The sequence below is a fragment of the Desulfomicrobium baculatum DSM 4028 genome (assembly GCF_000023225.1).
Classification (GTDB): domain Bacteria; phylum Desulfobacterota; class Desulfovibrionia; order Desulfovibrionales; family Desulfomicrobiaceae; genus Desulfomicrobium; species Desulfomicrobium baculatum.
Map to the genome: position 1 here is coordinate 2,222,535 of NC_013173.1, position 26,665 is coordinate 2,249,199.

At 59.6% G+C, this 26,665-nt stretch carries 23 protein-coding genes and 1 other RNA gene; 17 read left to right on the forward strand and 7 right to left on the reverse strand.

Annotation, left to right across the window (positions count from 1 at the left end; genetic code table 11):
• Positions 1-3: 3 nt before the first annotated feature.
• Both DBAC_RS09670 and DBAC_RS09675 read right to left on the reverse strand, forming a co-directional pair.
• Complete coding sequence (locus DBAC_RS09670; protein WP_015774111.1) at positions 4-1,308, reverse strand: sensor histidine kinase; 1,305 nt, start codon at positions 1,306-1,308, stop codon at positions 4-6.
• Positions 1,298-1,981 (reverse strand): response regulator transcription factor, encoded by a 684-nt coding sequence (locus tag DBAC_RS09675; RefSeq protein ID WP_015774112.1) that lies wholly within the window; start codon positions 1,979-1,981, stop codon positions 1,298-1,300. The genes DBAC_RS09670 and DBAC_RS09675 overlap by 11 nt, the downstream gene beginning before the upstream one ends.
• Before the next feature lie 105 nt (positions 1,982-2,086).
• Here DBAC_RS09675 and DBAC_RS09680 point away from each other — a divergent pair, with 105 nt between their 5' ends.
• A complete protein-coding gene (locus DBAC_RS09680) occupies positions 2,087-4,087 on the forward strand; it encodes an LTA synthase family protein (RefSeq protein WP_015774113.1) in 2,001 nt (666 codons plus the stop codon).
• Entirely contained in the window at positions 4,020-4,652 is a 633-nt protein-coding gene (locus DBAC_RS19045) for a hypothetical protein (protein ID WP_143890883.1), read from the forward strand. Before DBAC_RS09680 ends, DBAC_RS19045 begins: the two co-directional genes overlap by 68 nt.
• A gap of 98 nt (positions 4,653-4,750) precedes the next feature.
• Here DBAC_RS19045 and DBAC_RS09695 read toward each other — a convergent pair whose 3' ends face one another.
• Positions 4,751-5,977, reverse strand: a complete 1,227-nt coding sequence (locus DBAC_RS09695; RefSeq protein WP_015774114.1) for a glycosyltransferase family 4 protein — start codon at positions 5,975-5,977, stop codon at positions 4,751-4,753.
• Between the two features lie 274 nt (positions 5,978-6,251).
• On the reverse strand, positions 6,252-6,437 hold the full coding sequence (locus tag DBAC_RS09700) for a hypothetical protein (RefSeq protein ID WP_015774115.1): 186 nt from the start codon (positions 6,435-6,437) through the stop codon (positions 6,252-6,254).
• 477 nt (positions 6,438-6,914) lie between these two features.
• Between DBAC_RS09700 and tsoR the strand changes: the two genes are divergently transcribed.
• The 7 genes from tsoR (at position 6,915) to DBAC_RS09730 (ending at position 12,130) form a co-directional block, all read left to right on the forward strand.
• Complete coding sequence (tsoR, locus tag DBAC_RS09705) at positions 6,915-7,244, forward strand: ArsR/SmtB-type metalloregulator TsoR (RefSeq protein WP_015774116.1); 330 nt, start codon at positions 6,915-6,917, stop codon at positions 7,242-7,244.
• A gap of 18 nt (positions 7,245-7,262) precedes the next feature.
• Positions 7,263-7,712 (forward strand): LULAXC motif selenoprotein TsoA, encoded by a 450-nt coding sequence (gene tsoA, locus DBAC_RS19990; protein ID WP_332113307.1) that lies wholly within the window; start codon positions 7,263-7,265, stop codon positions 7,710-7,712.
• Positions 7,713-7,865: 153 nt separating this feature from the next.
• Complete coding sequence (gene tsoC / locus DBAC_RS09710; RefSeq protein WP_337833178.1) at positions 7,866-8,090, forward strand: NEPxGxxU motif selenoprotein TsoC; 225 nt, start codon at positions 7,866-7,868, stop codon at positions 8,088-8,090.
• 22 nt (positions 8,091-8,112) lie between these two features.
• Positions 8,113-8,919 (forward strand): sterol desaturase family protein, encoded by an 807-nt coding sequence (locus DBAC_RS09715; protein WP_015774121.1) that lies wholly within the window; start codon positions 8,113-8,115, stop codon positions 8,917-8,919.
• A gap of 428 nt (positions 8,920-9,347) precedes the next feature.
• Positions 9,348-10,625, forward strand: coding sequence for an ammonia-forming cytochrome c nitrite reductase subunit c552 (locus DBAC_RS09720; RefSeq protein WP_015774122.1), 1,278 nt, complete (start codon positions 9,348-9,350; stop codon positions 10,623-10,625).
• An 18-nt stretch (positions 10,626-10,643) separates the two neighbouring features.
• Positions 10,644-11,324: a cytochrome c3 family protein gene (locus DBAC_RS09725; RefSeq protein ID WP_043810805.1), complete on the forward strand. Its 681-nt coding sequence runs from the start codon at positions 10,644-10,646 to the stop codon at positions 11,322-11,324.
• A complete protein-coding gene (locus tag DBAC_RS09730; protein WP_043810806.1) occupies positions 11,321-12,130 on the forward strand; it encodes a formate dehydrogenase subunit gamma in 810 nt (269 codons plus the stop codon). Before DBAC_RS09725 ends, DBAC_RS09730 begins: the two co-directional genes overlap by 4 nt.
• 180 nt (positions 12,131-12,310) lie before the next feature.
• On the opposite strand, the gene DBAC_RS09735 is transcribed toward DBAC_RS09730, so the two are convergent.
• On the reverse strand, positions 12,311-13,138 hold the full coding sequence (locus tag DBAC_RS09735) for a sulfite exporter TauE/SafE family protein (protein ID WP_015774123.1): 828 nt from the start codon (positions 13,136-13,138) through the stop codon (positions 12,311-12,313).
• 289 nt (positions 13,139-13,427) lie between these two features.
• On the opposite strand from DBAC_RS09735, the gene DBAC_RS09740 reads away from it, so the two are divergent.
• Both DBAC_RS09740 and DBAC_RS09745 read left to right on the forward strand, forming a co-directional pair.
• The gene (locus tag DBAC_RS09740; protein ID WP_015774124.1) at positions 13,428-15,764 is read left to right on the forward strand and encodes an SLC13 family permease; all 2,337 of its coding nucleotides are present in this window, start codon (positions 13,428-13,430) and stop codon (positions 15,762-15,764) included.
• A 471-nt stretch (positions 15,765-16,235) separates the two neighbouring features.
• Positions 16,236-17,249: a TerC family protein gene (locus tag DBAC_RS09745; protein ID WP_015774125.1), complete on the forward strand. Its 1,014-nt coding sequence runs from the start codon at positions 16,236-16,238 to the stop codon at positions 17,247-17,249.
• A gap of 67 nt (positions 17,250-17,316) precedes the next feature.
• Here the strand turns inward: DBAC_RS09745 and DBAC_RS09750 are convergent, their stop codons facing one another.
• The gene (locus DBAC_RS09750; RefSeq protein ID WP_015774126.1) at positions 17,317-17,673 is read right to left on the reverse strand and encodes a hypothetical protein; all 357 of its coding nucleotides are present in this window, start codon (positions 17,671-17,673) and stop codon (positions 17,317-17,319) included.
• 492 nt (positions 17,674-18,165) lie between these two features.
• Here DBAC_RS09750 and DBAC_RS09755 point away from each other — a divergent pair, with 492 nt between their 5' ends.
• The 6 genes from DBAC_RS09755 (at position 18,166) to cysS (ending at position 24,393) form a co-directional block, all read left to right on the forward strand.
• A complete protein-coding gene (locus DBAC_RS09755) occupies positions 18,166-19,125 on the forward strand; it encodes a Nif3-like dinuclear metal center hexameric protein (protein WP_015774127.1) in 960 nt (319 codons plus the stop codon).
• A gap of 54 nt (positions 19,126-19,179) precedes the next feature.
• The gene (locus DBAC_RS09760; protein WP_015774128.1) at positions 19,180-19,911 is read left to right on the forward strand and encodes a zinc ribbon domain-containing protein; all 732 of its coding nucleotides are present in this window, start codon (positions 19,180-19,182) and stop codon (positions 19,909-19,911) included.
• Positions 19,912-19,919: 8 nt separating this feature from the next.
• Positions 19,920-20,276, forward strand: an RNA gene (gene rnpB, locus DBAC_RS18200) — RNase P RNA component class A.
• A gap of 9 nt (positions 20,277-20,285) precedes the next feature.
• Entirely contained in the window at positions 20,286-21,476 is a 1,191-nt protein-coding gene (gene ispD, locus DBAC_RS09765; protein ID WP_015774129.1) for a 2-C-methyl-D-erythritol 4-phosphate cytidylyltransferase, read from the forward strand.
• The gene (gene gltX, locus DBAC_RS09770; protein ID WP_015774130.1) at positions 21,473-22,933 is read left to right on the forward strand and encodes a glutamate--tRNA ligase; all 1,461 of its coding nucleotides are present in this window, start codon (positions 21,473-21,475) and stop codon (positions 22,931-22,933) included. The genes ispD and gltX overlap by 4 nt, the downstream gene beginning before the upstream one ends.
• 2 nt (positions 22,934-22,935) lie before the next feature.
• A complete protein-coding gene (gene cysS, locus DBAC_RS09775; protein ID WP_015774131.1) occupies positions 22,936-24,393 on the forward strand; it encodes a cysteine--tRNA ligase in 1,458 nt (485 codons plus the stop codon).
• A gap of 84 nt (positions 24,394-24,477) precedes the next feature.
• Here the strand turns inward: cysS and DBAC_RS09780 are convergent, their stop codons facing one another.
• Entirely contained in the window at positions 24,478-26,526 is a 2,049-nt protein-coding gene (locus tag DBAC_RS09780) for an AsmA family protein (RefSeq protein ID WP_015774132.1), read from the reverse strand.
• Positions 26,527-26,665: the final 139 nt, after the last annotated feature.

Consider the following 26,665-nt stretch of genomic DNA (forward strand, 5'->3'; position numbering starts at 1 on the left):
CCGTCACTTGTCTTCCAGAGCCTGCCTGTAAACAACCGCGCGGGAGGGCGTGAACGAAACCTTGAAACACGTTCCAGTCTCCTGATCGCTCGTCGAGGAAATATTCCAGCCATTGTGCTCGCAAATGCGCTTCACCAGCGACAGTCCGAGCCCCAAACCCTCACCCCTTGCGGCTGACCCGCGCACGAAAGGCTGGAAAATGCGTTCCTGTTCATGGGCGGGAATCCCCATGCCCGTGTCCTCGATGCGAAATCCATCATGTTCCAGGACGAGACGCACCGTGCCCTGGGCCGTATAGTGCAACGCGTTCCGCAGCAGGTTTGCCATTACCGTGCGCAGGAAGGTCGGGTTGTGACCTGCCTTGTCCGTCCCCTCGTCGATGAGTTCAAAATCAAGTCCCTTGGCGTGGATCGCCGCTTCCCAGAGTTCCGCTTGTTCCCGTGCGACATCCGCCAAAGTGACCGTTTCCGCCTCCGTGCCATCGACCGGGCCTGATCGGGCGAGCATGAGAAATGTCCGGACCAGGTCGTTCATGTCCCGTGCAGCCCGAGCGATGCGTTTAATCTGCTCGCGTTGACCATCATGCAGCTGGTTTTCGAGCAGCAGCTCGCACGATGTCGAGATGACCATCAGCGGCGTACGCAGTTCATGACTGACGTCGCTGGTGAAGAGGCGCTCGCGTTCGATGGACCGCCGGAGTTGCCCGAGGGTGCTGTCGAAGGCGGCCGCCAAGTGCCCGATCTCGTCATCCGCATAGTCCAGGGCCAGAGGGGCCGTGCGGGTGGCAAGCTGGTCGCGGTGCCGGACTTGTCCGGCGAGCCGGGCGACCGGCTCCATAACCTGCCTGGCCATGATCGCGCCCAGCCCCCAGGCACAGACGATGGATAACAGAAAACCCGCCAGGACTACCGAGAAGAGAATCTCCTCCCGGTCCTCGAATTCCTGCTGCTCCTGCAGGAGCACGTATCGAACCCCGTTTATCTCTGTCAGATAGACGTAGGCCGCTTCGTTCTCATCCTCGATCTCCGTGAGTCCCTCGGAAAATTCCGCGAAGCGTTCCGGGATCGGGTGCACGGCTGAGTTCGATGCAAAGAAACGGGTTCGGGCGTCGAGCCGTGGAGCCCTGCCCGCCTTGATATCCTCATGGAGCACCAGGCTCAGTTTGCCGTGCAGCTCCTTTGTGATGAGCTGGTCTTCGACAAAATGGACGACACCTACAATCCCGAGGGAAAAAGAGCCGCTGACGAGCACCGTCATGAGCACGAAGGCGGTGACTATGCGCTGGGAGAAGGGAAGCCTAGAGGTCATCGGTATTCTCCGCCAGACGGTATCCGATGCCATGCACCGTGTGCAGCAGCGGCGAGTCGAAGGACTTGTCCACGACCTGGCGCAACTGATGAATATGGCTACGCAGGCTGTCGCTATCAGGACAGTTATCCCCCCAAAGCTCCCGCTCCAGTTCCTCGCGACGGACCACGGCGGGGCTTTTTTTCATCAGAATCTCCAGAAGCCTCAGCCCGAAGGGATGCGGCCTGAGCGTCCGCCCCGCGCGTCGCACCTGGAGGGTCTCCACGTCGAAGGCGAGGTCGCCGACCCGCAGCTCATGGACCCTGCTCCCCTTGGCCCGGCGCAGCACGGCCTGGATGCGCGCGTGGAGTTCGGACAGGGCGAAAGGCTTGACGAGATAGTCGTCGGTGCCGGTGTTGAACCCCTGGATGCGATCGTCCAGCGTGTCGCGGGCAGTGAGCATGATGACCGGAATATCAAGCTTGGCGTCCTCGCGCAGCCGCTTGCAGATCTGGTAGCCGTCGATGCCGGGCAGCATGACGTCCAGCACGATCAGGTCGTAGGCGTGGGTGACGGCCAGGTGCAAACCTCCGAGCCCATCCTGCGCGCAATCGACAGTGTAACCCTTGAGCTGGAGATAATCGAGCACGTTGGCGAGGATGTCGGAATTGTCTTCAACGATCAGGATGCGCATGCGGCGAGCCTTGTTTTGGGGGTTTCACGAATTTTTCACGCCAACGCGACAATCGATTCACGTCCTGGCGGGTAGAGAGGGGACCGACAACATGGAGGAATGCACATGTCCCTTTCACGATATGCCCAGGTGCGCTGTTTGGCCATCATCTTGGGCGCCTGGTTGATCATTTTTTTTCTGACCCGCCTCGTCTTGCTGGCAAGTCACTTTGGAGATGTCAATACGACTTTGTTCGGTGTTCTGAGCATCTTCGGGCTCGGTCTGGTCCATGATCTGAGTTTCCTCAGCTATGCGGCGCTACCCGTGGTCTTGTATCTTGTCCTTTGTCCCGCAACAATCTGGCGACGCCGATGGCACCAAAGACTGTTGCGCAGCCTGGTCGGGTTCAGTCTCTTCGTCATGCTCTTCACGGCCGTTTCGGAATGGATGTTCTGGGACGAGTTTGGGGTGCGCTTCAATTTCATCGCCGTCGATTATCTTGTTTATTCCACCGAGGTCATCAACAATATATTGGAATCGTATCCCGTCTATCCCCTTTTGGCGGTGCTGGTCGTAATCTCGGCGGTCGGGGTTGTCGTGTCGGGCCAGGTGGTCGATCAGGCTCTCGGGGCACCCCTCTTGTCGCGGCGCGGGCGCGGGCTTCTGTTCGCAGCGGTCGCCGGAGTATGTCTGCTCGTGACCGCCGCCGTGGGGCAGGACTTCACCAGCGACGGAAACACCGTACGGCGCGAACTTGCAGGCAATGGTCCTTTTCAGTTTTTCGCAGCGTTCCGCAATAACGAACTGGACTACTCTCAACTCTACGCCACATTGCCCGATGAGGATCTCGGCGGTTTGCTCCGCCAGGAAGTGGCCGAACCCAATGCCCGCTTCATGAGTGCGGACCCCCTTGATATCCGCCGCGACATCGACAACTCAGGGTCGTTCAGACGGCTCAACGTCATTCTGGTCACGGTCGAGAGCTTGAGCGCGAAATACCTCGGGTGTTTCGGCGACTCCCGAAACTTGACACCGAATCTGGACCGCTTGCGCCAGGATAGCCTGTTTTTCAGCAATTTCTACGCAACCGGCACGCGTACGGACCGAGGCTTGGAGGCCATCACCCTGTCCATGCCTCCGACCCCGGGACGATCCATCGTCAAACGCCTCGGCCGGGAAAGCGGATACGCCAGCCTGGGCAGGCAACTGGAGGCGCAGGGCTACGACAGCGTCTTTCTGTACGGCGGACGCGGCTATTTCGACAACATGAACGCGTTCTTCGGCGGCAACGGATACCGTATCATCGACCAGAGCAGCGTCCCCGAGGAGGAGATAACTTTCAAAAACGCCTGGGGCATGTGCGACGAGGACCTGTACAGCCAGGCGCTGCGGCAGGCGGACATCGACCACGCCGTGGGCAAACCGTTTTACTTCCAGCTCATGACCACATCGAATCACCGTCCCTTCACCTATCCCGAGGGCCGCATCGACATTCCTTCGGGATATGGCCGGGAAGGCGCTGTCAAATACACGGACTACTCCATCGGAGAATTCATGGAACAGGCGCGGCGAAGACCCTGGTTTGAAAAAACGATTTTCGTCTTTGTCGCCGACCATACGGCGGGGAGCGCAGGCAAGGAAGACCTGCCGGTTGCCAAGTATCATATTCCCTTGTTCATCTTCTCGCCCAACTTACTCAAAGCGCAGGAGGTTTCGGTGCTCGCCAGCCAGATCGACCTGGCCCCGACCCTGCTTGGCCTCTTGAATCTGGATTACACATCGACTTTTTTTGGACGCAACGTATTGCGCGACGATGTTGCTTCAGGACGGGCGCTGATCGGAAACTACCAGCATCTTGGTCTGTTTGATGGTCAGAACCTTGCGATTTTGAGCCCTCGTCAGGGCATGCGACGCCATGACGACGCGCTGGGGCTGAGCGACGAATCCGGCGACAGTGTCGCCGATCCGCTGATGCGGCGCGATATTGCGTATTACCAAGGTGCCAGCCACGCATTCAAGGCAGGTCTGCTCCGTTGGCAAAGCAATGGTTTGAAAGAGATTGGCGAAAAAAATTCAAATCTATCTCACTCCGTTCCAGTATCACCCCGAACCCGTCCGGAGAGTTGATGTCTGCACCCTGTCTTCGTTCGACGGCCTTGTTGGGCGGCTTGCTTGGCCTATTGATTCTGCTTTATGCTGGGATATTCGCCCATCGGGCCGTGCTGGGCGTGGATATAATGGAGGCCCGCAACCTCATCACGGCAAGGAACACATCCCGCCATGGGTTTCGCCGGACATCCCGGAACGCCATACGGCTGATGAAAAGGAGCTCATGCAAATTTTTGAAGATCTGAACATAGATTACGCTATGGCCGCAGACTTTCATGGCTATAACCGGACGCGTCTGCGCGGGGTGGAATATATCATCACTGGCGGTGGAGGGGAACGGTTGCACGAATCTCAAGGGCGACAATTTCATCATGCCATAGCCTTGACTGTTGGAATGAACATGGTTTCGGAACGAATTCTGCCAGCATCTGCGCATTTTGATTTTAAAGAATGGATAGATATGAATTCCATTGCTTATATCGGTCCATTTTTGCTTGACCATTCTTTTTTTATTGTAATAGGAAATATTAGTATAATTATATTTTTGATAATCTTATATAAAAAAAAAAAAAATAAATGCTGAAATTGGCTAAATGATATGGATCTACACATCACATTAAACGCTAACCTCAACTCAAGCAACAAACGACATCGAGGCCATCGCCATACAGTTCTGAGGTTCTACCTCTCTTGAACGGCCCGATTATAGGCGGCCTCGATTCTCAAAAAAATCTTCTCCCAGGTGAACGGCTCCGTAATCCTGCGGATGTATTCCTCATCGGGCCGCACCCCGTTCATCACATCCGAGATGCTCATCTCCAGCGCCTTGGCCAGCCGGGCTTCCAGTACCGGCTCGTCGGCAGTGTACGGCCTGTCCACGGTTTCAAGCCGGGGAAGTTCCACCATGCGCACCATGTGCGGATGCGGCTCGGCGAAAAGCCCCCTGGCTCCAGACAGGTCCGTGGTGACTATGCGGCAGCCGCAGGCCATGGCCTCCAGCAGGACCAGGGGAAGGCCCTCGAAAAACGACGGCAGCACGAAAATGTCGCATCTGCGCATCAGTCCGCCCAACTTCTCGTGGGAGAGCACGCCATGAACCGTGACCCGGTCGCCATGGCTCGCGGCCAACTCCAGGCACAGGTCTCTTTCCGGCCCACTGCCCGCGCCCACGAGATGGAGGTTCCAGGGAGCCTCTATCCTGTTGAGGCTTCGTAGCAGCCAGGGAACACCCTTGGAGGAATCGAGCTTGCCCGCGTAGAGAAGCTGCACGACATCCGAATCCGGCTCGTCCTCCTCGGCATAGAAGCACAGCTCGTTGAATCCGCCGCTGATGACGTCCACCCTGCCGGGATCAATGCCCAGCAATTCGACGATGTCGGCCTTCTGCTGCTCGAAAAGGGCGATGACCCGATCGATGCCGCGCAACGACTCTTTGAGCGAATCGCCCAGTTCCAAACACAGGCGGTGCTGGCGCAGACACGAACCGTGACAGGTAGTGACCAGGGGCAGATGCGGAGCGACCTCGCGGGCCACGGCCGTGGCCATCCACAGATGGTTGGAATGGATGACGTCGGGCGCGAAATCCACCACGGCGGCACCGATGACCCTGAAAAAGACCGTCTTGTACTCGATGATCTGCAGTCTGGTCAGGGAGGAACAGACCGTGCTTTCGTAAGGCATGACATCGCTCATACCCATGACGGGAAACCCCAGGTCATGGCCGTCAAAGCGGATGACCCGGAGCCTGCCCGGCTGCACCAGATCTTCCGGCACCGCGAAGTCAGCACAGACGCCCGCGATGAGAAACGGCTCATGCCCTCTGTTTCGGCCCTGACGGATCATCTCCTGAACGTATTTCCCGCTACCCGTGTAGTCCGGTTTCTGGCTGATGAGATGGAGGACTCGCATGCCGGTCGGCTAGCATTTTCTTTTTTGGATATCCATAATAGTCGCGCTGTTCAGACGGGACCAATCGCTCATTTCACGGCGCGTCGACAACATTACATGGCGGACGCCGATACGAGGCACCCAAAAAAAACGCCCCGCAAGGGCGAGGCGTCCCCCTTCATTTCGGCGCAGGAGGTCCTCCATGGAAATCAGTAAATTCCAGACCTGTAGGAAGGATGAAGGGTGTGTTCCCGATTGTTTATTCCAGGGGTCAATACTAAACTAATATTTGTATTTAATCAAAAATAGTATAGTAGTCTTCAGCATAATAATTCAAATCATCATCTTCTTGCAACAGGTCAGACATTTTTTCTAGTTTTTCTTCGAACTCTTCATTTTCATCGTTTGCCATTGCGCTCCACTGCTCTTTAATTTTGTTTTTAAACCAATCAGAATTTCCTTTCCAAATATTTTCATTCATATGAGCTCTCCTTTCAACCAGCTCTCACTGGAAGTAGTTATATGTCCATATTCTTCTCATCACCAATTCTAATTAAAATTAAATGCATTCACTGTAACAACTGCAATGGAAACTCTGCGCCAATATGTTGAAACTGGGCATTTGAGCGATAAAAAGCACACGGCCCAGCCTCCCGAGCTCTTGGCAACATCCATGCCAAAAGAAGTTAACAGCCATTTATGATCACAACATATCTATTATACGAGACTAAACGAAATGAGGGAGTGGCTTGAACAGAGGGATACATCAAATCAACTCGTCAGATCCAACATAACCGCCATATATGACGAGGCAGCTCGCGCATCAGCTTCATGGCTTGCAGCGCGGCCATATGGATTCCGGCATCTTCCAGCTTCATCCCCATCTTGACGAAGAGGTCTGGTCAATGACATATTAATATTTGTTTATATGCTTATTTACAATGTGCCCGGAGGGCTCATGGACCACGAAGACGATCTCAAGGGGGTGGGACGATCCCTGGCCGACCTGGCCTTTCTGGCCCGGGCGCTGTCCGATGAGAACAGGCTGCGCATCCTGATGCATGTCGGGACCGGCAGACTGTCCGTCACGCAGATCGCCGAGGAGCTGGGGTTGTCCCAGCCGCTTGTTTCGCATCACTTGAAGGAGTTGAAACGCGCCCTGCTGGTCGACGTCGAACGCCGGGGGCCATTCATTCACTACGGAATCAGCCGACCGGAGGTACTTGACGTCCTTCGATCCATCGGCACCCTGGCCAGACAGCTCATTGCGGACAGGTCAAGCTTCTAAAATCGCATGGAGAGTACAATGTCTGAACTCGAAAAATTCCTCGACCGCATGGAGCCGGAACAGGCTGCCGTTTCCTTGGCCCTGGCGGCGCGTGGCCTTTTTGCGCTCTTGAACGAGGAGCAGCGACGTGAATTCATCGAGCGCATGCTCGGAGAACCCGGCGAGGACAAGGTTGTCGGGATGGTCCATCTCTGACTGGCCGAATGCATGGACGAAGGTGTCGATCCAACAAAGATGTGTCAGAGTTTAGTGGATAAAGTGGCCCAGTCGCGGCAGCTGATGGCGCTCGCGCACCCCGAGGTACTCGGTCTCTTCGAGGATTGGCTCGAAGAACTGGAAGAGGAGGTTGTCCGGCTCGCAACCAAGGAAGCTCTCAACCCGCACATCATTGCGGACAAAACAGGGCTCTCACGGGCCGGGGCGGAATTCGTCCTGGCCAAACTGCGTCGTGAACAAAGAATAGAATGAGGCGCGCGTCATGAACGCCGGAGCCGCTTCCGCGCTGACCGCCGCCATGACGGTTTTGCCCAACGGTTGAAAAACCAAAAAAAACAGGAGACTCGCATGATCAAGGTCCATTTGTTCCTGAACGAACCCAACGGCAACGCCTGAAAACATTTCCTGGAAATGCTGCCCAGGTTGGGCGCAAACTACGAAATCGAACTGGAAGTGACCTCCCAGCCCAGAGCCGCGTACCAGACCGACGAGTATTTCGAACTCGAACTACCCCTGGCCCCGGCCGTGATGGTCGGTGACGAGGTGGCGACCGAAGGTTCGGACATTGCCGAGGACAAGCTTGAAGCCTGTATCCGTCGGCATCTCGGACTGTCCGATCCGACGTCCTGAAAAAGAGAACCGGAAAAACGCCATGGATCTCCAAAACATAGTCAGGCTCGGAGCTTTCGTATTGACGGCCGTACTCATGGCCGGCCTGGAAATCGCCCGGCCGCGCAGACGCCCCGATCCGGGCAGGATGGGCCGCTGGGTGGGCAACCTCGGCGTGGTGGCCGTGTCCACAGTGCTCGCGCGCCTCGTCTTTCCCGTTGTGCCCATGGCCCTGGCTGCCACGCTCCGTGGCCAGGGCCTGGGCATCTTCCCCGCCCTCGGCCTGCCCCTGGCCGTGGAAATCGTTCTTGGCATCCTCATCCTGGATCTGGCCATGTACGGCCAGCACCGCCTCTTCCATGCCTGGCGACCCCTGTGGCGGGTGCACCGCATGCACCATGCGGACACCTTCTTCGACTTTTCCACCGGGGTTCGCTTCCATCCCGTGGAAATCCTCATTTCCATGGCCTTCAAGCTCGCCCTGGTGGCCCTGCTGGCCCCGCCGCCCCTGGCCGTTTTGGCCTTCGAGATCATCCTGAACAGCGCGGCGATGTTCAACCACTCCAACCTCTTCCTGCCCCTCCCCCTGGACCGAGCCCTGCGCCTGGCGCTGGTCACGCCGGACATGCACCGCATCCACCACTCCACCGACGGCAAGGAAATGAACAGAAACTTCGGCTTCAGCTTCCCCTGGTGGGACCGGCTCTTCTCGACCTACCAGGACCAGCCCGTCGGCGGCCACGAAACCATGCCGCTGGGACTGAACATCTTCCGTGACGCCAGATACCGCTCCCTGTTTCAGATGCTGGCCATGCCCTTCACGAATCCCGGCTCAGTACGCAAGAAATAAGCACGCCTTCCGACCTGCGACCTCGCTGTTGGAAACGTATTGCCTGACATGGACGAAACGTCCCTTCACCCATGCCAGGCAATACACTGCGGCAACGCTGTTCCACGACAAATAACGAGTTTACCTCGAATCCGATTTTTCCGGACTCCCATAATCCGATTTATTTTCATCCAGACAGCAATTACTGCTTGACTCTTGCACAGGATAGTGTGTTAAGTAACTCGCAATATTCCCCGCACATTTTCAATATATTGATTTTTATATATTTTCCAATTTCACCCGCCTTTAATGCATCAGTGCATTGAAATATTGGCAGCAACATGGTCACGCGCATGTGTCGACGCACCACTGCTATACCTCTCGGCGCATGCCGTGCTGTTCGCCAAGCCCGATAACCCTCTCACGTTCAACATCTTGAGGAGTGCGGTATGGAGCGGAAGAAAAGAAATCTGATTCTTCTGGCGTTGGCGGCCTGGATCGCCCAGCTGGGATGCATGGCGACAGAGCCGGAGGTGAACGTCGCCCAGCTCACCTCGAAACCCAAGGCTTACGTAGGTTCGGAGCAGTGTAAGACGTGCCACCTCGAACACTACGACTCCTGGAAGATGACCCTGCACAGCCGCATGCTGCTGGACGCGAAGGCCAACCAGGACGCCATCGTGACCGAACTCGACCCCGCGGCCATCCGGGCCGACCTGGAAAAAATCAAGGACTCCCTCAAAATCCCCCCGGACCAGTTCTACATCCCCAAACCCGAAGAGGTCCTCTTCACCATCGGCAGCCAGTGGAAGCAGCGCTACCTCGTCCAGAAGGACGGCATGCTCGTCATGGCCCCCATCCAGTACAACACCGACACCGGCCGCTGGGTGAACTACAATGAGGACAAATGGGACAAAAACTCCTGGATCTTGAAGTGCGGCGGCTGCCATGCGACCGGCGTGGACCTGGAGAAAGGCACCTTCGAACCGTCCGTAGGCTGCGAGGCCTGCCACGGTCCCGGCTCCTGGCATGTGGCCTTGCCCAAGAGCGCCCTGTTCGAGAAGCGCCAGACCGTGGTCAACCCAGCCAAGCTGACGCCAGGAGTGGCCGTCCAGATCTGCGGTTCCTGCCACAACCGCGGCAAGGCCACCAAAAACGATAAGGCTGCGTGGCCCGTCGGCTACATGCCCGGCAAGGCCCTGGAGACCTACTTCAAGTCGACGTCTTTCGCCGCAGGCGACAAGCAGCACATGTACGGCAACGAGTTCTCCAAGGCCCACCACCAGCAGTACATCGACTGGAAGCTGTCCAAGCACTACATGGAAGGCGTCGCGTGCACCTCATGCCACTATGTGCACAAGCTCGGAATTTCAGACACCAGGCTGCAGACCAAGGAAGCCGGCTCCAACCAGTGCCTGTCCTGCCACACCCAGCTCAATCAGAACCTGGCGCATTCCATCCACTCGCACGCCAACTGCGTGGGATGCCACATGCCCAGGGTAGTCAAGAGCGCCGAGTCCGGCGACCTGCACAGCCATGTCTTCAAGCCGCTGCTGCCCAAGGAAACCCTGGCCAATCCCGCCATCCCGAATTCCTGCCAGACCTGCCACAAGCACAAGGACGCGGATCTGGCCCAACTGCAGAAGCAGTATGACGCCCTGGCGAGACTCCCAAAGCCCATGGGTCAGTCCATCGGGTTCATCAGTGAAGCCGGAGGGGCGCAGTAACCCCGAGGGAGGTGGATCATGATGCGACTCATCGTCCGACTCGGGCTCGGGATCCTTCTCGCTCTGGCCGCGTGGATCACAGCCGGAGCTCAAGAGGAGCTCTCCCGCGTGACTCACGGGCGCTACGGCGAAATGGAGTCGAGCACCGGGCGCTACGGCGATCACGAAGTCAGCAGCGGCCGGGCCGGAGCCATGGGGAGGCTGCGCGGCGCCGCCAGACCGGAACTGCGCTATAACCCCGCCGCCGGGCCGCGCAACTGGCAGGCCATATTCGCCTGGGACGCCCACGCAGGCGTGCGCAACTACTCCCCGAGCCTGGCTTGCGCGCGCTGCCATGCCGAGCATGCCGTCAACAACAAGCACGTGCTGCGCGGAGCAGTGCAATGCCGACAGTGCCACGGAGGGGAACCCATCGCAGCCGTCAGTTCGGCCGCAAGCCCCCTCAACCCCATGCGCAGGCACGCCTATGCCTGCGCCAAATGCCATCAAGGAGCCAGCGCGTCCTTCGCTTTGTACGTCATCCACGAACCGCCGCCCATGAAAGCGGCGACCCTGGTCACCTTTCCGGAGCTGGCCTGGGCTTTCTGGATCATGACGGGCATCGCGGCGCTGACCTTTGCCCTGTTCCTGCCGCACACCGTCCTCTGGGGACTGCGGGAACTGTTCTCCAAAGCCCCGGCCAAGGAGGGTACGCCATGAGAATACGACGGTTCACACCTGCGCAGCGCGCCTTTCACGCGCTGCTTCTCATTACGTTCCTGTGGCAATCGGCCACCGGCCTGGCCCGGATGTACCACGAGACGGCCTTCGGACAGACCCTGACCGGCCTCCTGGGCGGCCAGGAGAGGGCCCTGGCCCTGCATATCTGGGGAGGGATCGCCATGCTGGCCCTCTTCGCCGCGCACCTGATCTATCTGGCCGCCGTAGCCGTCACGGCGAGACGCGCCATGACCGGGCCGGATTCCCTGCTGCCCCGGTTGCGGGACGCGGGCGACTTCCTCAGGCACTTGGGATGGATGCTCGGCCTGACCAAAGCTCCGCACTTCGAGCGTTGGGGATACTGGGAGAAGTTCGACTACTGGGCCGTCTTCTGGGGCATGGTCATCATCGGCGGGACAGGCCTCATGCTCATCTCGCCCTTGGCGACGAGCCGCTGGCTGCCGGGGTGGTCCCTGAACGTGGCCTTCTGGGTGCACCGCATCGAGGCGGTGCTGGCCATGGGGCACGTCTTTATCATCCACTTCTTCGTGGCACACCTCAGACGGCACAACTTCCCCATGGACCGCGCCATGTTCGCGGGGGGAACCGATCTGAAGGCGCAGACCGAGGAGAGACCGGCCTGGGTGGAACGGCTCGGGAAAGAGGGCCGGCTGACGACAATGACCATGCAGGACGCCCCCGTCCTGGCCCGGGCCGCGTCCTATGCCCTGGGCCTGTGCGCCGTCGGCGTGGGTTTGTGGCTGATTATCCAGGCCGTGCGCCACGCGCCGCTTGTCACGTGGTAGCGATCCGGAAAGAACGGACGAATCCGCGTTCCACAGACTCTGAAGAGCCAATGGAACTGACGACCGCCAAGCCGGCCGTCACCGTCAAAGCGAAAGGCCGCCTGCTTCGAGAGGCGGCCTTTCGCTTTGACGATTTCAAGTGATCGGGATGTTGCCAGACGCGCTCCGTGCCCGCCCCGCCTAGATCAATCCCGCCGCCAGCCCCCCTCCCAGCAGCAGGAGCATCGCGCCGACCAGCAGCCGCACCGTCTGGATGGTGATTTTTTGGAGCACCTTGCGGCTGTAGTGCACGCCCAGGAAGGCCGACAAGGTGGCGGCGACCACAAGGCCCGCATTATCAGTGATCATGTGCGAACCGGACATGCCCGCGTAGACGCCAAGGCGCGTCACGTCGACCACGCAGGCCAGGACCACGCCCGTGGCGATGAAGGCATCCTTGCCCAGGCCCGCGCCCAGCAGGAAGGCGCTGCGGAAGGCCCCCTGGTTGCCCGACAGCCCGCCGAAAAACCCGCTGACGATCCCGCCAAGGGGCAACCAGACTGGTGAAATGGCCTGTCTCTTCCCGCCGCGCAGTTCCTGGGCGGCGAAAAAGACGATGAGCACGCCGACCAAGAGCTTGACCGGAGTGATGAAAAACTCGCCCCCGGCCAGGGTGTAGAAAAAGAGCGGCTCTAGGTCCGAGACGCTGACCAACACACAGGCTCCGGCGAAGCTCGCGACCAGGGCGGGCAGGCCGAAGCGCAGGCTCACGCCCCAGTCGGCCTGCCGGCCGAACAGGGCAAGCTTGAAGAGGTTGTTGGCGAAGTGCACCACAGCGGTCACTGCCACGGCCGTCTCGATAGGAAAGAAGATGGCCATGACCGGGGTCAGCACCGTGCCGAGACCAAAACCGGAGAAAAGGGTCAGGCCGGAAACGGCCAGGCTGGCCAGACAAATGACGAGGTATTCCACTCGGTGCTCCGTGAGTTCGGGGATCTGACGGCCCAAAGCCGACAGTGTGGCCTGCATTCAGACCGGACATCCATAAAAAAATGCAATCGATGTTACTTCATAATCGCAGCGAGGTTGCAAGTCATCCTTGATGGCAACCGGCAATACCGACGGTGCAAAACGCATGCGCACCTCCCTTGACCGCAAATCCGGAAACCCGAGCGCTTTTTCCTTCTTGACCCGATCCGGCGTACCGCGCCATGCTTAGTGCTTTGAGCGGGAACTGGCCCTGCCCATCTTTCCGCGACCAGGGCACGGCACTGCCGGCATCATTGATCCCAACAGTTTCACGGAGTTCTCACAGACCATGCTGTCCCTCTTCATTCTCCTGTTCATCGTGCTTTGCGCCCTGGTCCTTTTTATCGGCGGCTGGGTGCCTGCGGATGTGGTCGGGATCATGGTCCTTGCCGCCCTGGCCCTGACCGGCCTCGTTTCCCCGGAAGAAGCCGTGGCCGGATTCAGCAGTCCGGCGGTCATCACGGTGCTGGCCATGTTCGTGCTCTCGGCCGGGCTGACCCGTACGGGCGTGGCCTACCGCATCGGCCAGCCGCTGCAGCTCTTCGCGCGCAAGGGCGAAGCCGTGCTGATCGTGGTGCTCATGGCGGCGGCCGGCATCCTCTCCGCCCTCATCAACACCACCACCGTTGCCGTCATCCTGCTGCCCGCGACCATGGATCTGGCCCGCCGCAGCGGTCTGCCGCCCGCGCGTCTGCTCATGCCCATGGCCCTGGGCTGCCTGCTCGGCGGACCGTTCACGGGCATCTCCACGCCGCCCAACATCCTGGCCACGGACGCCTTGCGTGCCGCCGGACTGACGACCTTCAAGATCTTCGACTTCACCCCCATCACCGGTGCCTTGGTCGTGGCCGGCATCGCTTTCATGGTCCTCCTCGGCAAGCGTCTGCTGCCCAAGGGCGGAACGTCGGGGACTCGCAAAAACGGCATCGAGTCGGCCTACGAGATCGGCGCGCACATCTTCACCATCGAACTTCCGCCGGCGTCCCCCCTCATCGGGCGCAATCTGGCAGAAAGCCGCCTGGGCTCGGCCCTGTACCTGACGGTAGTGGGCCTGCACCGCGCAGGCGAGCTCATCCTCTCCCCCCGGGCCCAGGAAACCCTGCAAGCCGCCGATATCATCATTGTCCACGGCCAGGCGGACCAGGTCAGCCACTTCCACGGCAGCAGGCACCTGCAGGTCGAACCAGGCGGACCCGAGACCGCCGAGATCACCCGCCGCCTTGGCGCGGCATCGGTCCGCATCGGCAAAGGATCGCCCCTCATCGCACGCACCCTGGCCGAAAGCGGGCTGCGCCGGGACCATCATGTGCATGTGCTGGCCCTCAATTCGCCGACAGGAGAATGCCTGGGAGACTTCCGGCGCCACCGTTTCGAGGAAGGGGACGGCCTGGTGCTCCAGGGCGAGCATCAGGTCCTGGAGAATCTGGCCGAAAAGGGTCTGGTCGAGCTCGGAACGCCGCTGGCGGATGGTTCGGCCGATGCGCCGGGCTGCGAGCTGCTCAGCCTCTGCTCCGTGCGGGTGCCGGAAGGATCGGTGCTGGCCGGGCGCAACCTGGTGGAAAGCCGCCTGGGCAACGCCTTCGGTTTGACGGTGGTGGGTCTGGCGCGGGACGGAAAGGTGGACTGCCTGCCCGCCCCGGAGGAGACGATCCAGGCCGGAGACCTGCTCGTGGTCCAGGGTCTGGCGCGGGACATCGACGTGTTCGAGGGCCTGCAGGACCTGGAAATTTCGGAACAGTCCTCGCGGCTGGCCGCCGAACTGGAGTCCCAACAAATCGGCATGACCGAGGTGCTGCTCTCGCCCCGGACAACCCTGGCCGGCAAGACCTTGAGCGACCTGCTCTTCCGCGACCATTATGGTCTGAGCGTCCTGGCCGTGCTCCGCAAGGGGCGCGCCTGCCGCACGGGCCTGCAGGACATGCCCCTGCAGTTCGGAGACGCGTTGCTGGTCTACGGCCCGCGCCAGAGCCTGGAGGCCGTGGCCCGGGACGAGGACTTCCTGGTGCTGGACCAGGCCGCGGCCAAGGCCCCGCGCCTGCACAAGGCGCCCCTGGCCACCATGATCATGGTGGCCGTGCTGCTGAGCGCCATCCTGGGCTTCGTGCCCATCGCCATCGCGGCCCTGACCGGAATGGCGGCCATGGTCGTCGGAGGCTGCCTGACCATGGAGGAGGCCTACCACTCCATCGAATGGAAAGTGATCTTTCTCATCGCCGGCATGCTCCCGCTTGGCATGGCCATCGAGAACACCGGGGCGGCGCAGATGGGGGCCGAGGCGCTCATCGGCCTGGTTGGCGACCTCGGCCCGCGCTGGGTGGTGGCCGCGCTGTTCGGAGTGACGGTGCTCGGCACGCAGGTCATCCCCACTGCTGCCCTGGTGGTGCTCATGGCACCCGTGGCCCTCGGCGCGGCCTCGGCGCTGGGCATCTCGCCGCAACTCCTGATGATGACCGTGGCCATGGCCGCTTCCGCGAGCTTCGCGAGCCCCCTGTCACACCCGGCGCATCTTTTGGTCATGGGCCCCGGCGGATACAAGTTCATGGACTACGTCAAGGTCGGTGCCCCGCTGACGCTTGTGGTCATGGCCGTGTCGGTCTGGCTGCTGCCCATGCTCTGGCCGGCATGAGACCGCGCGGCATTTGCCGGACAGCGCCCTGCCGCATCACGATCCGGCACTTCATATCGGCAACACGCCTAAAATTACGGCTTGACGATTATGGAGGACACTCTGTATTTATATCCTTTGAAGGGGAGTAGCTCCTCGAGACAAGGTCAACATCACTGGCGCCCACGCGCTTGGCCTTGTCGTCGGATCAAACCGATGAGCAAGACCTTCAGCATGACAACCATGCTGGAGGTCTTTTTTTATTGACCTCCGGCCAACTTTCGGAGGTTCCATGAAGGTTTTTTCTCCCCCCGCCCACGCCATCGGTCGCCAGCCATGGCCGAACCACCCTCGTTTCTCAGCCAGCGATCCGCCCCGCCCTCCCGGCGGCGCCAGACGTTGTTTCACTGAACCGCTTTTCCCAATCCCGAATACCGCAACCACGGGAGTCTGCGGGCTTCCCTTGGCTATGAATAAACTTTGGAGAAATATATGAGCACGTTATTGCTGTGGGTCGGATTTCATGTTTTCATTTTCGCGCTCTTGCTCTTCGATCTTGGCGTGGTGCAGCGCAAAAACAAGGATATGAGCGTCGGCACGGCCCTTTGGGTCAGTCTGGGCTACGTGCTGCTGGCGCTCATGTTCGGGGCGGGGGTGTATTATTTCAAGGGTTCGCAGGCCGGACTCGAGTTTCTGACGGGGTATTTCATCGAGAAAAGCCTGAGCGTGGACAACATCTTTGTCTTCCTGCTCATCTTTCTGCATTTTTCAGTGTCCAAAGCCAATCAGCGCCGGATTCTCTTCTGGGGCATCCTCGGCGCCCTGGCCATGCGCGCCACGCTGATCATCGCCGGGGCCAGCGCCATCGCGACCTTCCACTGGCTGCTCTATGTGTTCGGCGTCTTGCTCATCGCCTCCGGCATCAAGATGCTCATCACCATCAACCAGGAACCGGATCTCTCGCGCAACCGCATCGCCCGGTTCATGCGCAGCCACTTCCGGGTCACCGAAGACTTCGAGGGCGAGAAATTCTGGGTCCGGCGCGACGGCCTCTTGTTCATGACGCCCCTGTTCATGGTCCTCGTCATCGTCGAGGTCTCGGACGTCATCTTCGCCATCGACTCCATCCCTGCAATCCTGGCCATCAGCAAGGACACGTTCATCGTCTATTCCTCCAACGTGTTCGCGATCCTGGGCCTGCGGGCCCTGTATTTCGCCCTGGCCGGAGTGATCCACCGCTTCCACTACCTCAAATACGGTCTCTCCTTCGTGCTCATCCTGGTGGGGGCCAAGATGACCGTGAACACGTATTTCGGGACCAAGGTCATCTCGACGGAAATGGCGCTCATGGCCACGGCCGCCCTGATCGGAAGCTCCATGCTCTACTCCATGTACCGCACGCGGCAGGTCACGGCCTCGGAAACGAAGAAAACCCTGCGCTGGTGGATTCCGGGAACTCCGGCGCGCAAAGAAGAAAGAACCGATCACAGGCAGGATGTGAACTGAGCATTGGGCGCGCATCCAAAAAGCCACGCGGCAATGGATGCGCGCCCAATTCCGACAAAGAAGCCCTCTATTGCACGACCACCCAGCCATCGGGCCCCTTCACGAAGCGCACCGTGGTCATTTCCTTGGAACGCCCTGCAATCGGGACGGTCATATCGACCTCGACGTCACAAACGAATCCGGGGGCTTCCTTGGCCTCCGCGCAGCCGATCTTCTTGACGGCGTGCAGCTCCGTCTTGCCCAAGGAATCCGTAAACGACTTGCCCACTCCGCCAAACAGCTTTCCGGCCTCGTCGAGACTTTGAGCGGTCCTCGCCATGTCTTTCTCAAAGGCGGCCCGGATGTCGGCCTCGGACGGTTCGCCGGAGCAGCCCACTGCCAAAAGCGACATGGCCAATAAGGCTCCTGTCAGCATGAATTTCATTTTTCCCTCCTGCGGTTACGGATACTCGGATCTTTCGATCGTAGTGAAATCGAATAGTGGCTGTAAACGCGGCAGTTGTACAATTCCTGCCTCTTCATAAAAAAAGGAGGACTGCATCATTTTTGATTCCCGTTCGATCACGGGCGAATCCCCGCCATGCCTGCGATATTCTCCCAAGAAACGTTGACTTCCACGCCTCCCTATGCTCAAGGTTCCGCTCCCGGGCGCGCTTCTTCCCGAGATCGGACCAGGCATGTTATTGGTAACAGGAACACGCGCAAGGTCCGGCTGTTTTTCAAGCCTTTGCCCTGGAAACAGAATTCCTAATGACTGAAGGGCTCCGGCCACGCAAGGCCTGAGCCTTTTTCGTTGTGCCTCGCATTGACATCACGGGGTCTGGTTACTAAGTTTGCAACTTTCCCTGTCCACCGGACGTGTCCATCGGGCGTAGCGGCAGGACGGCACAACGACCCGATTTTTTTACGGAGCTCCATGCACCCCTCGACCCTGATCTCCCGCATTGAATCCACGGCCCCGCCACAGCTGGCAGCGTCCTGGGACAAATGCGGCGTGCAGATCGCCTCTGCCGCTTCGGAGGTCAAGACGTTGTGCGTGGCCCTGGACCCCAGTGCCGAAACTGTACGCCAGGCGGTGGATCACGAGGCGGATTTTCTGCTCTGCCACCACCCGCTCAGTCTCTCGCCCCGGCTGCCGAGCCGCCTGGACGACTTTCATGAGGTCCTGCGGCTGACCCTGGGCACCTCTTTGTGGCTTTACAGCGCACACACCTCCCTGGACGCCAACCCGGACGGGCCGGTCAACTGGCTGGGCCGCGCCCTGCGGATGCAGGACATGCGCATCCTTGAAGTGACCCGCCGCGAAACGCCGGTGGTCGTGCGCCTGACGGACCCGGCCGTGCAGGAAAAAGTCCGGGATTTCGGAGGCAACCTCGCCCGCCGCGACGGACACATGGAAGAATATCTCCTCTGGCCGGATGAAAGCGCCGCTTTCAAAGCCAGGCTGGAACCCGGATCATCCTTCCAGGAGATCGCCCTGGCCGCGCCGATTCGTGAATACGGTTTCGGATGCATCGGAACGTTGCCGGTTGCCCTGGCCTGGGATGAATTCGCAGCCCATCTGAGCGCCCTAGGCCTGCCGCTGTCGCGCATGGTCGGGCAGGCTCCGCAGAGCGTCATCCGAGTGGCCTATTGCCCCGGATCGGGAGCCGAGCTGGGACCGGCCGCCTTCGCGGGAGGCGCGGACGTCTATCTGACCGGCGACGTCAAATATCACCAGGCCCAGGCCGTGCAGGACCTCGGCCTGACCATCGATGTCGGACATTTTTGTCTTGAAGAGACCATGATGCGCATCTGGAGCGAAGGCCTGGACCGCGACCTGTCCCCCGAGGGAGTTCGGGTCGTCTTTCTGTCGGGCCGCAATCCTTTTGTTTGAATCTTCCCGGGGAACATCCCGGAAAATTGATACGTTTTTGAGGAGGATGCTACCTTGAGTATTTATATGGAACAGATCGAGCAGCTGGTCGTGCTGCAAAAAGTGGATTCGGAGATGATCACCCTGCAGCGCATCCTCGAAGACGCGCCCAAGCAGCTGCAGAGCCTGCAGGAAAAACAGGCCTACCTCAAGCAGCAGCAGGCCGTGATCCAGGAAAAGGTCGACGTGCTTATGGAGCAGAAGAACCGTCTGGAAAGCGAGATCGAAAACGACACCCAGAAGGTCAAGAAGAGCAAGAACAAGCTCATGATGGTCGAAAACACCAAGGAATATCACGCCATGATGCGTGAGATGGACACCATGGAGAAGATGAACCGCTCCCGCGAGGAAGAGAAGGCCAATCTTCTTGCGGATCTTTCCGACCTCGAGGGTCGCAAGGATGCCCTGCAGGGCGACATCGACAGCCTGGAAGCAACCATCACCGCCCAGCAGTCCACCCTGGACCAGGAACTGGCCGAAAAGCGCGCCCGTATCGAAATCCTGGACAAGGAAAAGAAAAAGGCCTCCGAGGCCGTTCCCGCGCCGATCCTAACCCGCTACAATTTCATTCGCGACCGCATCCCGAATCCGGTCATCGTGCCGGTCAGCGAAGGCGTTTGCCTGGGCTGTCATGTGGTCATCCCGCCCCAGGCCTTCATCGACCTGCAGAAGGGCGAGCAGATCTTAAGCTGTCCCAACTGCCTGCGCATCATTTTCTGGGAGCGTCATTTCTCGGGTAATGATTGATTTTTTGCGGAGCCGGACAGGCTGTCGCTGCCGATCGCAAGATTGGGAGAGGAAAGTCCGGACACCACAGGGCAGGATGCTGGATAACGTCCAGCGGGGGCGACCCCGGGACAGTGCCACAGAAACAAACCGCCCGGGCTTCATGTCCGGGTAAGGGTGAAAAGGTGGGGTAAGAGCCCACCAGTTGTCGCGGTGACGCGGCAAGCTAGGTAAACCCCATCCGGTGCAAGACCAAATAGGAAGGTGGCCGGCCCGGTCACGACCCTTCGGGTAGGTTGCTGGAGACGGCGGGTAACCGCCGCCCTAGAGGAATGACAGCCGCCCGGCAACGGGCACAGAATCCGGCTTATCGTCCGGCTCCGTATTTTTTGATAATGACACACTCACTTTGGACCATAATCCTGGCTGCGGGCCAGGGTTCGCGTCTGGCTCCGGCAACGGGCGGCACACGCAAACAGTTTCTGCACCATGAGGGACATCCCCTCTATTGGCGCAGCGTCCTGACCATGTCCGCAGTGCCTGCACTTGCGGGCGTGGTCCTTGTTTTTCCGGCCCAAGAGCTGGACCTGCGCAGCGCTGAACTCGAAACCCTCAAAAACATCGCGGACCCGGGCGTTCGCATCCTGGCTGTCTGTGGCGGAGACAGAAGACAGGACTCCGTGCGCTTGGGCCTGGCAGCCCTGCCCCGGGATTGCACCCGGGTGCTTGTGCACGACAGCGCGCGCCCCTTTTTCACGCCCGCCCTCGTACAGGCCCTCCTTGCAGGCCTGACGGATGAGGACTGCGGCGTCATTCCCGTCATCCCCGTCACGGACACGATCAAACAGGTCGAAAACAACCTGGTCCTGTCCACGCTCGCGCGCGAAACCCTGCGTGCGGTCCAGACACCGCAGCTTTTTCCGGTCGACCTGCTGCGCCGGGTACACGAACAGGCCCTGGCGGAAGACTGGACGGTCACGGACGACGCCAGCATGTTCGAACGCGCCGGCCTCACCATCCGGACCGTGCCCGGCGAGACCGCCAATCTGAAGATCACAACCCCGGAGGACCTGCGCGTGCTCGCCACCCACCCCCCACTGCCCGTGCCCTGTACCGGATTCGGCTACGACGTGCATGCCTACGGCGGCAACCGGCCCATGGTCCTGGGCGGCATGCCCATCGCCGGGGCCCCTTTCGTCAAGGCGCACTCAGACGGCGACGTGCTCCTGCACGCCCTCTGCGACGCCATCCTCGGCTGCCTCGGCCTGGGGGACATCGGCGAACATTTTCCGGACAGCGACGAGCGCTTCGAGAACATCTCCTCCGCCATCCTGCTGTCGGAGGTCATGGACAAAGCTCGCGCGTTGGGACTTTGCATCACCCATGTCGACCTGACCGTTATCGCCCAGACCCCGCGCCTGGCTCCGCACAAGGCGGCCATCCGCGGCAACGTGGCGCGCCTGCTTGAGCTTTGTGACCAGCAGGTCAATGTCAAGGCGACCACGGAAGAACACCTGGGCTTCACCGGCCGCAAGGAAGGAATCAAGGCCGTGGCCGTCGTCACGGGGGCAAGGACGCGTCCATGACCAATTTCAAGACCGGCGGCCCCTGGATCACCCGCTTCGCCCCCAGCCCCACCGGAGCACTGCATCTGGGCAACGTGCGCACGGCTATCCTGAACCACCTTCTGGCAAAGCAAAGCGGCGGGAAATTTCTGCTGCGCCTTGAGGATACGGATCAGGAACGCTCCACCTTCGCCGCCGAAGCCGCCATCCTGTGGTCCATGTCCTGGCTCGGGCTTGTTCCCGATGAACCGGTGCGCCACCAGAGCCTGCGCCTTGATCTTTACCGCAGGGCCGTGGACAGACTCATGGCGGAAGGCCGGGCCTACCCGTGCTTCTGCACCGATGCCGAGCTGGAACAGGACCGCAAGGACGCCGCAGCCAAGAACCTCCCCCCCCGCTACAGCGGTCGCTGCGCACGCATGTCGGCCGATGAGCGTGCCGAAAAACTGAACCGTGGTGATGCCCACGCCATCCGCTTCCGTCTGCCCGAAAAGACGGAAGTCGGCTTCACGGACCTCATCAAGGGGCAAGTGTCCATTCCGGCGGGGGCGTTCGGAGATTTCGTGCTGCTGCGCTCAAACGGCTGGCCAAGCTACAATCTGGCCGTGGTCGTCGATGACGCTGACATGGGCGTCAATCTGGTGCTGCGCGGCGAGGACCACCTGACCAACACGGCCCGCCAGATCCTGCTCTATGATGCCCTGCGCCTCACGGCTCCATCGTTTGCCCATCACGGCCTGCTCATGGACGCGGACGGCAAGAAGCTCTCCAAGCGCAGCGGGGCGTTAAGCATCCCCGAGTGCATGGAAATGGGCCTTGAACCCCTGGCCGTGGTCCAGTACCTGGCATCCCTGTCCGGGGCTTTGCCGACAAAGAATATTTTTGCGTCCCGTGACGAGATGGCCCGGGCGTTCAACCCCTTTGCGCTTGGCCGTGGCAACGCGGTCATGAGTCTGGATGAACTCAACGCCTTGAGCGCGCGCGTTTTCCGGGCAGCGGACCTCGCGGATCAGGTCCGTGAACTTGACGAATTCCTGCCCGCAGGTAACGCTTGGCACGACATCGACCCGCAAACCCGCCGGCACCTGCTGGCCAGCCTGCGCGAAAACGCGGCGAACATGCAGGAGCTGCGCGCCCTGCTGCCTCTTTTCACGGAAAAGGAAACCCGCTTTACCCCCAGCGCGCTGACCGAATTGGCCGCCAGCCTGCCGGTTCTTGACGCGCTTGACCACGCCATGTCCGAGCATAACCCGGACGCAAGCCTGCAAAAGGACGACGCAAGCGCCGTGCTGCGCCGCATAAGCCAGGAAGCCGGGGTCAAGGGCCGTCAGCTTTACCACCCCATACGTCTGGCCCTGACCGGCAGCGACAGCGGACCGGAGCTGGCGACTCTGCTTTCGCTTTTGCCGGCAGCTCTGATCAGAGAACGCACCCAAACGGTGCTGAACATATTTTCCCATCGCAACCACAAGGAATGAGCATGCAGATCTACAATAGCCTTACCAGGAAAAAAGAAGAATTCATCCCGCTCAAACCCGGCCATGTGTCCATGTATGTCTGCGGCATCACGGCCTACGACTACTGTCACATCGGACACGCACGCTCCGCCGTGGTCTTCGACGTCCTGGTCCGTTACCTGCGCTACATCGGCATGCAGGTCACTTTTGTGCGCAACTTCACCGACGTGGACGACAAGATCATAAATCGCGCCAACCGCGAGGGCACGGATTTCGAAAGCATCGCCCGCTCCTACATCGACGCCTTCTACACCGACATGGATCGCCTTGGCATCCTGCGGGCCGACATCGAGCCCAAGGCCACCGAGCACATCAAAGAGATGATCGAACTCTGCGAAAATCTCATCGCCAAGAAGCACGCCTACTCCACTCCCAGCGGCGACGTCTATTTTCGGGTCCGCTCCTACGCCGACTATGGCAAGCTTTCCGGCCGCAACATCGAAGACCTCATGTCCGGGGCACGCATCGAACCCGGCGAGGAAAAAGAAGATCCGCTCGACTTCGCTCTCTGGAAAGGAGCAAAACCCGGCGAACCTTCCTGGCCCAGTCCCTGGGGACCGGGTCGCCCGGGCTGGCACATTGAATGCTCGGCCATGAGCGAACGCTACCTGCCCCTGCCTTTCGACATCCACGGCGGCGGACAGGACCTGGCCTTCCCGCACCACGAAAACGAGCGGGCCCAGACCGAGGCGGCCACGGACAAGCAGTTTGTGCGCTACTGGGTCCACAATGGTTTCGTGCAGATCAATTCGGAGAAGATGTCCAAGTCTCTCAACAACTTCGTGACCATTCGCGACATCCTGGCCAACTACCTGCCCGAGGTGCTGCGCTTCTTTCTCATCACCAAGCACTACCGCAGCCCCCTGGACTACACCTCCGACGCTCTGGAAGAATCCGAACGCGCATTGAAGCGCATCTACCTGACCAAGACCGCCGCCGAGGCCCACGTAGCCGGCACCAAATGGACCGCCACGCCTCTTCCGGCCGAAATCGTGGTCGAGGCCACCGCTCTGGAAGCCAAGTGGGACGATTCCATGGCCGACGACATGAACACGGCCGCGGCCCTGGGGCATGTTTTTGTGCTAATGAAGATCGTCAACCGCATCCTGGAAGACAAGACCCTCAAGAAATCTGAACAGGGTCGGGACATGATTCGCCACGCCCTCAAGCTGTTCGAACGCTGGGGAGAGGTGCTGGGCCTTTTTCTCATGCCCAGCAGCGATTTTTTAACCCAACTCAAAGAAAGCCGGGTCCTGCGCAGGAAAATCGACACGGATCTGGTGCAGACCAAGCTGCAGGAACGAAAAGAAGCGCGCGCGGCCAAGGACTTTGCCCGTTCCGACGCCATCCGTGATGAACTTCTTGCGCTGGGAGTGACCATCCAGGACACGGCCCAAGGCGTTCAGTGGGACGTTGAGTAAAATACTGCACGGGCCACCTGCCCCGGAAGGTAACCGACAAAAAGGCCGCGCAGTGCGGCCTTTTTGATTTTGATCAAAAAGCTGTTATTTGAAGAGGTTCTTCAAGCCCTCCACGCCCTTGTTCAGGCCCGAGCCCACGCCTTTCAAAACATCCTGCACGGCCTGACCGCCGCGCAAACCCAAGGCCCGCAAAACAGCTTCCATGTCGGGGCTGATGGTCGGCTCGCGCACCGGACCGCTGATCCGCACCGGAATGCTGTTCAAGCCAAGCGCGCCTTCATCGAATTGACCCTGACTCCCGGCAAGCTCGATCAGCAGACTGAAATCCATGACCTCGCGCACCAGATCCGTCTGACCGTTTCCGGTGACGCGGAAGCGTGGCGCAAGAAGGAAAAGATCGGGCGTCGTCTCCACCCCGTTGCTGATGCTCCCGCTGGCTGAAAGGACGGAAAAGACCGTGCGAGGCGATTCTTGCGGTCCCGGGGAGAGGCCTTTCACTTTGCGGATTCCATCACGCAGCAACTGCGAAACGTTCACCCCGCTTATGGCACCGTCAGTCACTTTGAAATCCACTTTCCCCTTCAGATTGCGCCGCAAATCCATTGTGCTCCACCCGCTCGTATCGATGGCGGCGCTGCTTTGCATCGAACCCGAAAGGCTTTCCTGGCCATGCAGATCACGCAGCAACGGCCCAATCTGCAAACCTGAGACGAGATGGGACCACGTATACACAAGTGTCTGCCCACGCACATCCAGGGATCCCTCGCCCTTCAACTGCCCGCCGTAAAGACCTGATTCGATTTCCTGCATGTCGAACAGACCGTCTTTGGCCGTCAGGCGAATGCGTGCGTCGGATACACGCAGATTGTACACGGTAAGTGAATCCACTGCCAACGTCGCGTTCAGATTCAGTTTGCGCATCATCTTGACCGGCAATTCGATGTTTTCGTCCGAAGATCCGGAGGAAGCCTGTGCCTCGCCGGGATCGGAATGCATGCGGTAACGGTCCAGATTCAAGGTATCGAGGTGCAGATCGAGGTCAACCTGCGGATTTGTGCGGCCATGGACGGCGACACGGCCTCTAAGCGCTTGATCGTCGATCACGAGCCGCAAATTCGTCGCCGCAAAACCATCCTGTCCTTTGGTCAATGTACATGAAAAGGCCACCTCTTCCAGAGCGGATGGGTCCTTAAAATCAGGAAAGGCCAACCCAAGCCGGGTAAATGCATCCTTTGGATTGAAGCGTGCCACATCAAGAACGCCATTGATGTCGGTACCGCTCGATGCCTGTGCCGAAAAACCGACATCAAGCCCCAAGCCCTGCATTCGTCCATTGTCGATCCGGCCGTCAGTAGAAAAAAAATCTGCCGAAAGAGATATGGTCTCAGGGCTGCCCGGCAGAGAATCTCCGGACAAAATGGCCTTCATGGCCAGATCCTCGACGCCCAAACGATCAAGGTCCAGAGTCGCTTTGGCGGAAAAATCAAGTTCTGCGGTGATCTCACCCCGCTTTGCCCGTGCATAGGTATCCACCACAAAAGGCACGCCGAAAGCAAAATCGGACACGTCCAGACGAATGCCGGCGACCTCGAAATTCTCACCACTGCGCTGGTCGTCCCAGACAATCCGGGCATCCGAAACGTGCAGTCCGTCCACAATCAGCCCCGCCAGAAACGGTACTCGTTTATCCCGGGCCAAAACAGGTTTATCTGGAGCACTTGCATCATCCGAAGGAGGAGTGGCAAGATCCATCCAATTACCGCGTCCACTCTCATCTCGCGAAAGAAACAGGGAAAGTCCCTCAATATCGATAGCCACGACGTCCAACCGTGAAGAGAGAAGAGGCAAGAGGCGGGTTTTTAAGTGCGCTCCGCTCAGGGTCAAAAAGGGCCCGCTGAAACCTTGGCAGTTCCCAAGCTCAAGATCACTGATGGAAACGGACAGGTACGGGAAAAATTCCAGGCCGATATCCCCGGAAATGAGCAACTCGCGCCCGGTGTTATCGCGCACGGATTTGACGATCTGGGATTTGTAATCGTTGGGATCGAAGTTCAGCAGCAGCACTCCGGCCAGAATTCCGCAAACCACGACCAACCCCAGCAAAACGCGCACAGTCCAGATCCGTATATTCATCACAGTATCCCCTTACAGGTGGTAAAGCGAAAGGCTGATATGACCACCAGCCATGACGAAAGCGTATAGCTCACAAACACCATAAGGGCAAAACATGTCGGAATAAAGGGAGGAAATATGCAGAAACGGAAAAACTGGA